This is a genomic window from Pectobacterium sp. 1950-15, from assembly GCF_037136835.1.
Lineage (GTDB): Bacteria > Pseudomonadota > Gammaproteobacteria > Enterobacterales > Enterobacteriaceae > Pectobacterium.
This window is the reverse complement of record NZ_JBBBQR010000008.1, coordinates 129,864-143,106: the sequence shown is the minus strand read 5'-3', so window position 1 is coordinate 143,106 and position 13,243 is coordinate 129,864. Positions and strand designations below refer to the sequence as shown.

Sequence of the window (13,243 nt, the reverse complement as noted above, 5' to 3'; positions counted from 1 at the left end):
ATTACGCATTACGGGAAGGCCATCTATACCTGAAAAATGGCTAAGACCATAAACATCAAGACAACGAAGAGTATTCATTATCAATTTAATAATAAGGGTAGCCATCTTCACTAGTTAATCGAATCGGGTAATAACCGCTTAGGTTTTATTTACCTCTATTTATTACTTTATATCAATCATCTCTCTGCTTTCACTGAAAGCGGGCTGAATATCTTTTTATTTTTAAATGAGGTCTTTTATGAAAATCAAACAAGCTATTGATAAAATCCCTGGGGGATTAATGCTGGTGCCGCTCTTTTTGGGCGCACTCTGTAATACCTTTACGCCAGGCGCGGGGAAATATCTAGGGTCTTTCAGCAACGGTCTGATTACCGGCACGATCCCCATTCTGGCGGTCTGGTTTTTCTGCATGGGCGCGTCCATTGAACTTAAAGCGACGGGAACGATGTTGAAAAAATCAGGCGTTCTGGTGATAACCAAACTTGCCACCGCCTGGGTTGTCGCGATGATCGCAGGCACGTTCCTGCCGGGGGACGGCATCCAAAACGGCTTGCTGGCCGGGATCTCCGTGCTGGCACTGGTCGCGGCAATGGACATGACAAACGGTGGTTTGTATGCCGCATTGATGAACCAATACGGCTCGAAAGAAGAGGCAGGCGCGTTTGTGCTGATGTCTCTGGAATCCGGCCCGTTAATGACTATGGTTATTCTGGGGGCCAGCGGTATCGCGACCTTTGAGCCTCAGCTATTTGTCGGTGCAGTCCTGCCTTTCCTGATTGGCTTTACGCTGGGTAACCTGGACCCGGATCTGAGAAAACTGTTCGGTAACTCAGTACAAACTCTGATTCCTTTCTTCGCCTTTGCGTTGGGTAATACCATTAATTTAGCGGTGATCCTCCAAACGGGCTTCGCAGGTATCTTCCTCGGCGTATTGGTGATTGTTGTCACCGGTATTCCATTGATTATCGCCGATAAATTTATCGGCGGCGGTAATGGTACCGCAGGCGTGGCCGCATCCAGCAGCGCGGGGGCCGCCGTCGCCACGCCTTTGCTCATCGCGAATATGGCGCCGGAATTCGCACCGGTCGCTCAACAGGCGACAGCGTTAGTCGCCACCAGCGTCATCGTGACGTCAGTATTGGTGCCCATCATCACGGCATTATGGGCAAAACGCTTTTCACCTAAACACGCATAAAAAGGTAACAAAATGGACGTACGACAAAGTGTACACAGTGAACATGCGAAAACGCTTGATACCACTGAGCTGAGAAAGAAATTTCTGATTGAGCAGATATTTACGCCAAATCAGTACACCATGACTTACAGCCATATCGACCGTATTGTGGTGGGCGGAATCATGCCAGTGGATGGCGAGATCACGTTTGATGACGGCATCGGTAAGCAATTTGGCGTGAACTATTTTCTTGAGCGGCGCGAGCTGGGGCTGATCAATATTGGCGGCCCGGCAAAAATTGTTATCGACGGCACAAGCTATCAGGTTGGTCATGAGGAAGCGCTCTATGTCGGAAAAGGCGCCAAAGCCTTGGCATTCAGCAGCCTGGACAAAGCCAAACCGGCAAAACTGTATTATAACAGCGCCCCGGCGCATGCCGTTTACCCGACACGCATCATTACGCAGGATGATGCAATCAAAGCACCGTTGGGAGACGTCAAAACCTGCAACAAGCGGACGATTTGCAAGTATCTGGTACCGGAAGTGCTGGAAACCTGTCAGCTGAGCATGGGCTTAACGCGTCTGGCGGAAGGCAGCAACTGGAATTCCATGCCGACACACACCCATGAACGCAGAATGGAAGTGTACTTCTATTTTGACATGGCAGAAGACACCATTATTTTCCATATGATGGGTGAGCCGCATGAAACGCGCCATCTGGTACTGCATAACGAACAGGCGGTGATCTCCCCCAGTTGGTCGATTCACACCGGCGTCGGCACGAAAAACTACGCCTTTATCTGGGGCATGATCGGCGAAAACCTGACGTTTGACGATATGGACCATATCGCGATGCTGGATTTACGTTAATTCTCTCTGGCATCACGAGAACAAAACGCAACAGGGTGGACCACGTTCACCCTGTTTTTTATACCGAGTCGGTAAGACGTTGAATGACGTCATTCAAGATTATCGGCACAGGTTTTCCTCTCATCCCACTCACTACCACCGTGCTCACCATTGCAGTGCAATATAGCCGCCAGCGCCCCACGCTGTGCACCAAAGTAAAGACTCTCCGTGATTAATTAGCAGGGTAATAGATGAATAAGCATTGGTATAGAAGTTGCTTTTGTTCTTGCTCTCCCATGACAAAAACAAGGATCTGCCAATGCAACTTTCATTCATCGCTCGCACCATCACCGCCGCTTGCCTGATGTTGTCGTCTCATGCGCTGCTGGCCGATGACGTCAAACCTGGCGTCACGATATACGCGACGGGGGGGACCATCGCCGGAAAAGCAGAATCCAATACGGCCACAACAGGTTATCAGGCGGGCGCGATCGGCATTCAAGAACTGCTGAATGCGGTGCCAGCCATTGGCGATGTCGCGACGGTGACAGGCGAACAGATCGCCAACACCGCCAGCGGAAATATCGATCAGGCTATTCTGTTGAAGCTATCCAAAGCGATTAACAAACAGTTAAGCGATGCAAACACGCACGGCGTCGTCATCACTCACGGCACCGATACGTTGGAAGAGACAGCGTTCTTTTTGGATATGACGGTAAAAAGCGAGAAACCGGTGGTTATCGTTGGCGCGATGCGTCCCGCCACCGCCATCAGTGCGGACGGTTCCATGAACCTGCTGGAAGCCGTCACGCTGGCGACCAGCAAGAACGCGGAAAAACGCGGCGCGATGGTGCTGCTGAACGATCGCATCGGCTCCGCCTTCTATACCACTAAAACCAACGCCACGTCGCTGGACACGTTCAAAGCCAATGAACAAGGCTATCTCGGTGCCTTCTACGGCGGCGTTCCGCGCTTCTTCTACCAGCCAGCCGCCCCCGAAAACAAACCGTTCTTTGACGTAAGCAATAAGGAAACGCTGGCGAAAGTCGACATTCTGTACAGCTATCAGGATCAAGACAGCGGCCTGCTGAATGCCGCGATTGAACAGGGCGCAAAAGGGATCATTATCGCGGGTAGCGGTAACGGTTCTACGCCGACACGTATCAAAGAAGACATCAAGAAAGCGGTAGCCAAAGGTATTCCGGTGGTGATCAGCACACGCACTGGCAACGGCTATGTAACGGATAAGAAGAAAGACGGTGCTATCGGCAGTGGATTCTACAACCCGCAGAAAGCCCGCATTCTGCTCTCTCTGGCGTTGTCTAACGGCGACGACATCGAGAAAATCCGCAGCTATTTCGAGCAATAATCACGGGGTTAGGCTGTAAGAATGAGGTATCCCGCAGTGTGAATCTGTCGGGATACCTTTTCAAAACAACGAATTATTTTCACCAGGATCGAGTTAGTAATCCAGATCTACCGGCACGGGATAATCCTGCAATTTAGCAGCCCCGCCTAACGTCTCACGAATCGTGGCGGAATAGCGCGTGGTTTCCATTCCACCGACGAGATTATCCAACTCGCTGAAGGCAAAACGTAACGAACGATTGTGAGCCCAATTTTCCAATGGTGTCAGATGGTAAGTGAAATACACCACCGTCAATTCCTGATTTACACGATCGATTTTCTCAATGCGACTCACCTGCATGCGGCCGTAACACAGGTCGCCATATTGACGCCAATTTTTCTCACCGACAGGCGATAACCGATAGGCCTTGCCTGTTCCTTCCGGCGTCGCGAGTACCAACCCCGCTTCCACCAGCGCGTGTAAGCGTCCACGGTTCCAAGGGGTATCATCCTTAGGGCTATGAACCGGCCACTGTTTCTCGCCTAAACACAGCGGTGGCTCAGCATCAAAAAACGCTTGTACGCGTTGCTGGTAGCCATGCTCATTGCTCTGCGCCCATGCAGAGAAAGAGGCCAATAACCCCAATGCAATCAATACCGATATTTTCATTTTGTCAGCATTGTCTCATCCACTTCCTTGTAAGCCTCATCGGCTGATTGATAAGACTGCTGCGTGATAGCCTGCTTACGCACCGACCATTCATAAAGCGGTACTCCAGGATCGTCCTGCGAGGCTTTAAAATCATGAATCGTTAACATGACTTTTGTGAGATCAAAGATGTTCTCACCCTGTTTACTGGCTGTGACCAAAAAATAACGTTTTCCTGACAGAAACAAGCGATTATCTTGCACTAGGAAATCTGCCGTAGCGGACAAACGATAGTCAAACCAGGTAAAGGTGTCGCTGTTAGCTACTGGCATGATGCTATGCCCACCATCCGGACGCTGGACAAAAAAGGTCATACCAAGATTAGGGTGGGACGTATTGTTATCAAACTGAGCCACGACAACATAATCTTCTCCGCCGTCCTGATTGAGATCGATGCGGTTGATGCCGTCTTTCAACGTCACAGTAGAGAATGCGGCAGCCGCGCCACTGATCGCGCAGAGCAGTAGCCCCCCAACAAAGTTATTTCGCATCCAGTGTCCTTACTAATCGAAAACCAATATCTGGCATGAAAAAGCCGGGCGTATGCAGATCGCAACCTGCCAGACTGTGCGTCTGTTCGAGATAACTCCCACCGCAAAAGTAGTACATGGTTTTGCCGCCCTCCACCGCATAAGACGCATCCAGCCATTCGGACACATTACCGCTCATGTCGTAAATCCCCAGCGCGTTGGGATGCTTCGACGCCACTGGTACCGTGCCGAATGAAGATGAGTCAGAGGGAAACTGCGCCACACGCTCCGGCTGATCGCTACCTGCATAACGTTGTCCATACGTCCCTCGAGTGAGCCCTTTGCTCCCCCCTCTGGCCGCAATTTGCCATTCCGCCAACGTTGGCAAACGGTAACCCGAAGCCTGCGGGTTCTCACGTATCGCTTTTTCGCTGCCATCATCCAGTGCGCGCTTCAGCGTGTCGCCGTCGGCTGTCAGATAGTAAGGCGGTAGCCGTTCCTGTTCACTCAATGCATTAGCGAAAATCAGCGCATCCCACCACGACACATTGGTGACTGGATGAAGGCCACCGTCCTGTTCAGGCCGCAGACAATCTTCGAAGCTAGCACCATTACAACCACCGCTTAGCTGATAACCGTGCGCGTCCGCCCACTCCAGCAAAGTATGATATTGCTGATAGGTAATTTCCGTTTTCGTCATGGCAAAAGAGGCGACAGAGGTGTTGGCATGGGCGGCATAGTCTTCCGAGCCGAAGACCGATCCAACATAGAAATGGCCACCGTTGACGACGACTTCGCTTATGCCCATGGCCTTAACATCAGTAACAGGAAGAGGTGTGCTATTGGCGGAGGTAAACGGTAGTGCTAAACACAACCCTAAAAAGATAAAACAGTGCTTAAACATAACTATCCATGTTGCGTGAACTAAAGAGATTAGGTCGTCTGACGATTTATTGCAGAAGTATATGCCTCTGGCGGAAGTTTGTGCTAGCGACACGTTTCATCGCCGTCGGCGTCAAAGTGACGTGTTGTTGATAGGAGAAAACAAGATAGGAAAAACAGCACCGGACGCCAAAACAACGCGTCCGATGCGAATACAGCTAGCGTAGCGGTTTACTCCCCACGCAGCGCTGTAGCAGGAGATTGACGGTAGGACAGCATCGCCGGAATCGTCAGGAAAACAGCAGCGACCAGCAACAGGAGCAGGACGAAGTGGATGTCTTCCCATTCCAGCGTCACCGGCAGGACAAAACCGCTTTTTTCGCTCATGACCACCGCAATCGCGCGGGCAGCAAGGTAGCCCAGGCCGACGCCCAGCAGTACACCGACGCTCACCAGTGACATCAGCCCGCTCCAAATCAGCGTGAAAATGCCGTAGCGCGGTGCGCCAAAGGCGCGGAGTGCGCCGATCTGTTTCTGCCGCTGCCGCAGGTGGATAACCGCCACCATCGCCACCGCAACGCCCACCAGTCCCTGCGTCCCCAGCGAGATATAGGTCAGCAGTTCACGAATATCACCCAGCATCGAGTAGAGCTTCACCAGCACTTCGCCGGGGAACACCGCCAGCGTCGTGTTGCTGCGATACAGCGAACGCAGCTGATAGGCCCCCGCGATTGTTTTCGGTTTCACCACGATAGCGGGCAACCCCGCCTGATGTACGTGCCCGTGTGCTTCTTCCTCGCCATGCTCGTCGGCATGTGAAGCCGTTACCGGTTGAGCGGCATCAGTATGATGATCATCACTTGCTGCACCTTCCGTAGGATGGGCTTCGTTGTGATGTTCGCCGTCCGCCTGCGCAGTTTCATCATGGGCATGGTCATCATGTTCACCTTCGTGCTCATGAGTACCCTGACCGTCATGGTCGTGGTCATCGTGGTGCGCATCGTCCGCACCATGCGGTGGGTGGATGCCATGTACCCGCCATACCGCGTTCACCGACACCAGAATCGCTTTATCCCACGCGCTGCCGTCAGCAGGTAACACGCCGACCACGGTGTAGATGACGTCATCGTGCGCGTGCGCCCCTTCCGTGCCCACCTGACCATGAATCGGGCTAAATGTACTCCCCACCGTCAGCCCCGTTTGCGCCCCGACTACGGCCTCAAAGCCGTCGTTGAACACGCGTCCAGCGGTGAGCGGTCGCTTACCGTTATCCGTCACCAGCGGTGGCGTGGTACCGACAATCGGCATCCCCTGATAGAAATCACCAAACGCGACCGGGGCCGCCCAGGCAACCAGCGGGTTCTTTTCCAGATCGGTCAGCACCTGCGCAGGAATCAACGTCAGCGCGGACGGTTGCAGGAACACGGATGACAGTACCAGTTGGGTTTCGCTCCCCGGCGCACCAATTACCAGATCGAAACGATCTGCGGCTTTGGCACTGCCCATGCGCAGCGCTCTTTCCTGCAAACTCACCGAAATACTTAACGCTGTCGCCATCGCGATCAGTAATACCACGACCAGCACACCCGGCCAGAGCCGACGCCAGTCGACCCAAATAAGACGCCATGGAATCATGTACGATCCTCCTGATACGGCGTGTCCGCCACGAGGCGTCCTTTTTCCAGTTGAATACAGCGCGACATCTGCGAAGCCAAACGTGCATCGTGCGTAATCGCGATAAGCGTGGCGCGACTCTCACGCGCCAGCGTCACCAGCAGATCGGCAATCTGCTCGCCGCTGTGCGCGTCCAGGCTGGCTGTTGGTTCATCGGCAACGATAATGTCGGGCTGGCTGAGCAACGCTCTCGCGACGGCAACCCGCTGCTTCTCGCCGCGTGATAGCACTTCAATCGGACGTTTCGCGGTATTCAGCCCCACCTGTGCCAGCAAATCCGCTGCCCGCAGCCTGAGCGACGCGGGTATCCGCCAGTGATGAAACTGTGCGGGCAACAAGACGTTTTCCAGCGCATTCAGGCCGGGAAAAAGGTGGAAATCCTGCATCACCAGCCCGATATGCTGCGCCCGCCAGCGGTCGCGTTCCGCTTCATTCATCTGCCAGATATCCTGCTTTTCCCACTGCACACAGCCCGTTCCGCTGTGGTCCATCCCGGTAATAGCATTCACCAGCGTGGTCTTACCGGAACCGGAAGGCCCCATCACCGCGACCCGTTCGCCAGAACGAATCGACAGCGCGGGAATATCCAGCACGGCCTCGGATGTATCGGGGAAGGTCACACTTAGGTGTTGAATCAATAACTCCGCCATCAGCGCTCCTAAAGGGTATCGAACGTGGCTTCACGCAGTCGCAGCAGGCTGACAAAACCCGTTTCAGGATCGGTCCACGATCCATGCTCCAGCACACCTTCCACCTCAATCATGGTGTTGTTCTGTACGAAGGTCTGACGCTTGGCGAGATAGACGACGACGATATCTTCAGGCCAGTCCGCATCAGACGAACAGAAGGGGCACAACGCCATCGGCATTTTGGTTAAGACAAAGAATTGTGACTCCGCCTTGAGCGGCGGTGCCATAAAGCCGCGCATCTTTATCCGTTTACCGGAGAGCGCTTTGACTTCATTGGAGAATTCCAGACCCAGCACACCGTAAGAGGCGTACAGCTTATCGAAGGAAAGTTCAGACTGCGCGGCTTTCACCGGGGCAATACCGCCGAGGAGGAGGAGCACCAGCACCGCGCGCAGCCAGGAGAATAAAAGCGGGGTTGCCCCCGCTTTGCTGCATTTCGCATTATTCATAGCGTCGTAGGATTACTTTTTGTCCTGCGGTTTCACCGCAAGCGCGTCCACAATGACCCGGAACAGGTCGGTGTTTTCCATATAACCACGGATACGTTCTGCACCTGGGCCGCTAGCCTGAATCACCATATCGTCAACGGCATGAACGCCGGTATCGGAAGAGCGTGGCAGGATCCCTTCACGGAAGACCGCACCCGGCACTTTCTCGTAGGCTTTGTTGGCAACGTATTCATCTTTTTCGTTCTTGATAGCAGGAACGAACTGACCATCCAGCTTCGGACGGAACGTTTCGTAATAGTCTGGGTAGTTGTTGAAGAACACGGCCAGACGTTTGGAGACGTTCAGGTCATCCGGGTAGCCGTCTTTGTTGGCATCCTTATAGTTCGGATAGCCGGCTTCTTCATACACGCCGACCTTCTCACGCATCTCGGTGCCCGGCTTGTTATCGTCCACAGTACCGATGATAGACAGACCGTGAGTATGGTCGCCCGTCACGATAATCATCGTATCTGGGTTTTTCTCTGCGAACTGTTTGGCGATGGCAACAGACTGATCCAGCATGATGGTACTGGTGAAAGCACGTTCCCAATCCAGCGGGTGAGAGGCTTTATCGATCAGCGCAGATTCTACCATCAGGAAGAAACCGTCCTTGTTTTTGGACAGCACATCTAGCGCCGCCTGCGTCATGTCTGTCAGGTCAGGCTGGTTAGGGAATTTCTTGGTCACGTCATTTTTCAGGAAACGACGATCTAGCACGCCATCCATATTACCAGTGTGGAACAGGCCCAGCAGCTTGGTGGCCTGCGCGGCATTTTTCTTCAGTGAATCAGCATCGGTAACCAGTGAGTAGCCAGCCTGTTGGAACTTCTCAACGTAGTTGGTTTCGTCTTTACGCTTTGAACCCGGCGTGCTTTTCGGCAGGAAGTAGGCAGAACCGCCGCCCAGCATGACCGTAGGCTGCACGTTGTAGAACATCTCAACGATTTCAGCTTTATCTGCACGACGACGAGTGTGAGAGACGACCGCCGCTGGCGTAGCGTCCTGAAGTTCAGCATCGCTGACGACGCCGACAGACATCTTGGTAGAGCGGGTTAACAGCTCACCCAGCGTTTCCTGCTTCGGGTGCTCAAGTGAATTTTTGCTACGGCTGACGTACACACCCAGCGCGTTCACACCGGATTTGTGACCGGTCATGTAGGCACTCATGGTGTTGGCGCTATCGGCCGCGATAGAGTCGGTACTGGACGTACCGGCAAACGCCATATATTGCAGGTCATCAATCGCCAGACGACCATCCGCTTTCCCTTCCGTCACCCCTTTGGACAGGATGCGCGCGCCGGTGCGGTGCGCAACGGACAGGCCATCGCCGATGAACAGAATCACGTTCTTGGCTTTACGCGTACCGGACGCGGAATAAACGTCCCAGCTCACCTGTGTTTTTTTGCCTTTGGCTTCCGCTTCGACGACATATTTGCCCGCTTCCGGCAGGTTCACGTCTCGCAGCCAGATCGTGGAGGCGTTGCCGCCGTCTTCACGCTCAACAAACGAGGCCGTTTTGCCCAGCACCTGCTGGTAATCTTTGCCGTTGATCAGAATGCGGATATCTTCCGGCTTGAGTACTTCATCAAACTCGACTTTAAAATCGAATTTCCCGCCCGCCAACATGGTGGCGCGGTCAATGGGATAAATGGCCTGAGCCTGCACCATTCCTGGCAGCGCAGCAGAAATCAGTAAAGGCAGTAACCAGCGAGCTTTCATTGTTATGTCCTTGGTTGCGTAGTTTAGCAGGACATAACGTAGTTACCTTTTTTTACAGTTTGATGAATTTCACCATAAATTATTGCATCTACATCTAATCCTGCTGCGGTGCCTTCTCCTTCAACGGAAAGCGGCGTCGCACGACGACAAAGAACAGCGGCACGAAGAAGATGGCGAGGAAAGTCGCAGCCAGCATCCCGCCGATCACGCCCGTTCCCACCGCATGCTGACTGGCTGAACCCGCACCGCTGCTGGTCGCCATCGGCAGAACACCGAAAATAAATGCCAGTGACGTCATCAATATCGGCCGCAGCCGCTGACGGGAAGCCTCGAGCGTGGCCTCAACCAGATCCTTCCCTTTCTGGTTCATCTCGTTGGCGAATTCCACAATCAGAATGGCGTTCTTCGCCGATAGCCCAACCACGGTCAATAGCCCAACCTGAAAATAGACATCGTTTTCCAGACCGCGCGCCCAGGTTGCCACCAGCGCCCCCAGCACGCCCATCGGCACCACCAGCATGACGGAAAACGGCACCGTCCAGCTTTCATACAGCGCGGCCAGACACAGAAACACCACCAGCAGAGAAATCGCATACAGCGCCGGCGCCTGCGCCCCACTCAATCGCTCCTGCAACGACATGCCCGTCCACTCTAAACCAAAGCCTTCCGGCAGTTTCGCTACCAGAGATTCCATGACCGTCATGGCCGTACCGGTACTGACGCCCGGCATCGCCTCGCCGACAATCTCCAGCGAGGAATAACCGTTGTAACGCTCAAGACGCGGCGATCCCGTTTCCCAGACGGTTTGCGCAAACGCGCTGAACGGCACCATACCGCCACGGTTGTTGCGCACATACCATTTACTGATGTCGTCCGGCAGCATACGGAACTTTGCCGCCGCCTGAACGTAGACTTTCTTCACACGGCCACGATCGAGAAAATCATTCACATAGGTCGAGCCCCAGCCGGTTTTCAGCGTGCTGTTAATGTCATCCACCGACACACCCAGCGCCTGTGCTTTACGCTGATCGATATGAATCCGCAGCTGCGAGCTGTCATCCAGACCGTTATGACGTACGCGCGTCAGTTCGGGATTGCTATCAGCCATATTTAACAGCTGATCCCGCGCCGCCATCAGCGCATCGTGCCCCAGTCCCCCGCGATCCTGTAAGCGCATGGCGAAACCGGCGGCACTCCCCAGCCCGTTAATTGACGGCGGGCTACTGGCAAACACGCGCGCTTCCTGAATATGACGAAAGGCTTTGGTCGCGCGTTCGATCACGGCAAACGAGCTGCTCTCCGGTGTGGTGCGTTCGTTCCAGTCTTTAAGGCGTATAAACAGCCGCGCCACGTTTTGCCCGTTTCCGCCCGGCCCCGAGCCAATGGTGGAAAACACGGACGTCACCGTGTCTTTTTCCTGCGTGAGATAATACTGCTCGATCTTGTTGACCACCTGTAAGGTCTGCTGCTGCGTCGCCCCTGGCGGTAGCTGCACTTGCGTCGTGAACACGCCCCGATCTTCCTGCGGCAAAAACGAGGTCGGCAGCCGAAAAAACAGAAAAGCCATAACGCCGATGATGCCCATATACAGCAGCAGCCAGCGCCCGCTGCTAATCAATATCTTGCCAACGCCGCGCTCATACTTCAGCGACGTGCGGGTAAAGCCCCGGTTAAACCAGCCGAAGAACCCTTTGCGACCATGATGTTGCCCCTTAGCAAGCGGCTTGAGCAACGTCGCGCACAGCGCGGGCGTCAGAATCATCGCCACCAGCACCGACAGAATCATTGACGTCACAATTGTGATGGAGAACTGACGGTAAATCGCCCCCGTCGTGCCGCCAAAGAAGGCCATTGGCACAAACACGGCGGACAACACCAGCGCAATCCCCACCAGCGCCCCCTGCACCTGTCCCATCGATTTTCGCGTCGCTTCCCGTGGCGAGAGCCCCTCTTCGCTCATCACCCGCTCTACGTTTTCCACCACCACGATGGCATCGTCCACCAGCAGGCCAATCGCCAGCACCATCGCGAACATCGTCAGGGTGTTCAGGCTGAATCCACAGGCGTACAGCACGGCAAACGTACCGAGTAACACTACCGGCACCGCAATCGTGGGAATCAGCGTGGCGCGGAAATTCTGCAAGAACAGGTACATCACCAGAAAGACCAGCAGCACCGCTTCAAACAGGGTTTTCACCACATCGGTGATAGAAGCTTTAACAAAGGGGGAGGTTTCGAAAGCGATTTTGGCTTCCAACCCGTGCGGAAAATAGCGTGATAGCTCATCGATACGTTCCCTGACGCGCTTATCGGTTTCCAGCTCATTTGCGCCAGACGCCAGCGTCACCCCCAGACCAGAAGCGGACTGGCCGTTGAAACGGCTGAGAAAATCGTAGCGTTCGGCACCCAGTTCGACTTCTGCAACGTTAGCTAACGTCACCGCGGAGCCGTCCTGATTGACGCGCAGCGTGATATCACGGAACTGCTGTGGCGTCTGTAGCAGGGATTGCGCGTTGATCGTCGCGTTCAACGCCTGATTGTCCACCGACGGTACACCGCCGACTTGTCCTACTGAAACCTGGCTGTTCTGCGATTCGATGGCCCGTACCACATCGCTGGTGGTCAGCGCATAATCCATCAGTTTGGCCGGATCCAGCCAGATACGCATCGCATACTGCGATCCATACGCAGAAACCTCACCCACCCCGCTGATACGGCTAATCGGTTCCTGAATATTCGTCGCGACATAATCGGCGATATCCTGTTTGTCCATACTGCCATCGGTAGAGACAAACGCGACCATCAGGATATTGGTATCACCCGTTTTACTCACGGTGACGCCCTGCTGCTGGACTTCCTGCGGCAGCTTGCGGATAGCGGATTGAAGCTGGTTTTGCACCTGCTGGCGAGCTTCATCGGGATTGGTACCCGCCTCGAAGGTCAGCATGACGCGCGCTTGCCCGGTATTGCTGCTGTCTGAGGACATGTACATCAGGTTATCCAGCCCGGTCATACTCTGCTCAATAACCTGCGTGACGGTATTTTCCAGCGTCTGCGCCGATGCGCCGGGATAACTCGCCGTGATCCGCACGCTGGGCGGTGCCAGATCGGGATACTGTTCCAGCGGCAATGACTTGATAGCCAACATACCGCACAGGCTGAGAAGGATAGCCAGCACCCACGCAAAAATAGGACGGTCGACAAAAAAATTCGCCATCTCTCCAACACTCCTCAGCCATATT

11 protein-coding genes are annotated in these 13,243 nt (G+C 54.2%); 3 read left to right on the top strand and 8 right to left on the bottom strand.

The genetic code is table 11. The features are described 5' to 3' along the window. Positions 1 to 238 precede the first annotated feature (238 nt). From kdgT to WCT94_RS11245, 3 genes are all read left to right on the top strand, one after another. Entirely contained in the window at positions 239 to 1,195 is a 957-nt protein-coding gene (kdgT, locus tag WCT94_RS11255) for a 2-keto-3-deoxygluconate transporter (RefSeq protein WP_205540426.1), read from the top strand. Positions 1,196 to 1,207: 12 nt separating this feature from the next. Next, complete coding sequence (kduI, locus tag WCT94_RS11250; RefSeq protein WP_336869631.1) at positions 1,208 to 2,044, top strand: 5-dehydro-4-deoxy-D-glucuronate isomerase; 837 nt, start codon at positions 1,208 to 1,210, stop codon at positions 2,042 to 2,044. Positions 2,045 to 2,342: 298 nt separating this feature from the next. Next, on the top strand, positions 2,343 to 3,392 hold the full coding sequence (locus WCT94_RS11245; RefSeq protein WP_336869630.1) for an asparaginase: 1,050 nt from the start codon (positions 2,343 to 2,345) through the stop codon (positions 3,390 to 3,392). A 93-nt stretch (positions 3,393 to 3,485) separates the two neighbouring features. Here the strand turns inward: WCT94_RS11245 and WCT94_RS11240 are convergent, their stop codons facing one another. From WCT94_RS11240 to acrD, 8 genes are all read right to left on the bottom strand, one after another. Next, complete coding sequence (locus tag WCT94_RS11240; RefSeq protein ID WP_336869629.1) at positions 3,486 to 4,040, bottom strand: carbapenem biosynthesis protein CpmH; 555 nt, start codon at positions 4,038 to 4,040, stop codon at positions 3,486 to 3,488. Then, on the bottom strand, positions 4,037 to 4,570 hold the full coding sequence (locus WCT94_RS11235) for a carbapenem self-resistance protein CarG family protein (protein WP_336869628.1): 534 nt from the start codon (positions 4,568 to 4,570) through the stop codon (positions 4,037 to 4,039). Before WCT94_RS11235 ends, WCT94_RS11240 begins: the two co-directional genes overlap by 4 nt. Beyond that, positions 4,560 to 5,357: an SUMF1/EgtB/PvdO family nonheme iron enzyme gene (locus tag WCT94_RS11230; protein ID WP_336869627.1), complete on the bottom strand. Its 798-nt coding sequence runs from the start codon at positions 5,355 to 5,357 to the stop codon at positions 4,560 to 4,562. The genes WCT94_RS11235 and WCT94_RS11230 overlap by 11 nt, the downstream gene beginning before the upstream one ends. 305 nt (positions 5,358 to 5,662) lie before the next feature. Next, the gene (locus tag WCT94_RS11225) at positions 5,663 to 7,066 is read right to left on the bottom strand and encodes an FtsX-like permease family protein (protein ID WP_336869626.1); all 1,404 of its coding nucleotides are present in this window, start codon (positions 7,064 to 7,066) and stop codon (positions 5,663 to 5,665) included. Beyond that, on the bottom strand, positions 7,063 to 7,755 hold the full coding sequence (locus WCT94_RS11220; RefSeq protein WP_336869625.1) for an ABC transporter ATP-binding protein: 693 nt from the start codon (positions 7,753 to 7,755) through the stop codon (positions 7,063 to 7,065). Before WCT94_RS11220 ends, WCT94_RS11225 begins: the two co-directional genes overlap by 4 nt. Positions 7,756 to 7,763: 8 nt before the next feature. Beyond that, positions 7,764 to 8,243, bottom strand: coding sequence for a hypothetical protein (locus WCT94_RS11215; protein ID WP_336869624.1), 480 nt, complete (start codon positions 8,241 to 8,243; stop codon positions 7,764 to 7,766). Between the two features lie 12 nt (positions 8,244 to 8,255). Then, positions 8,256 to 10,001, bottom strand: a complete 1,746-nt coding sequence (locus WCT94_RS11210) for an alkaline phosphatase (protein ID WP_336869623.1) — start codon at positions 9,999 to 10,001, stop codon at positions 8,256 to 8,258. Positions 10,002 to 10,095: 94 nt separating this feature from the next. Next, entirely contained in the window at positions 10,096 to 13,218 is a 3,123-nt protein-coding gene (gene acrD / locus WCT94_RS11205) for a multidrug efflux RND transporter permease AcrD (protein ID WP_336869622.1), read from the bottom strand. Positions 13,219 to 13,243 lie beyond the last annotated feature (25 nt).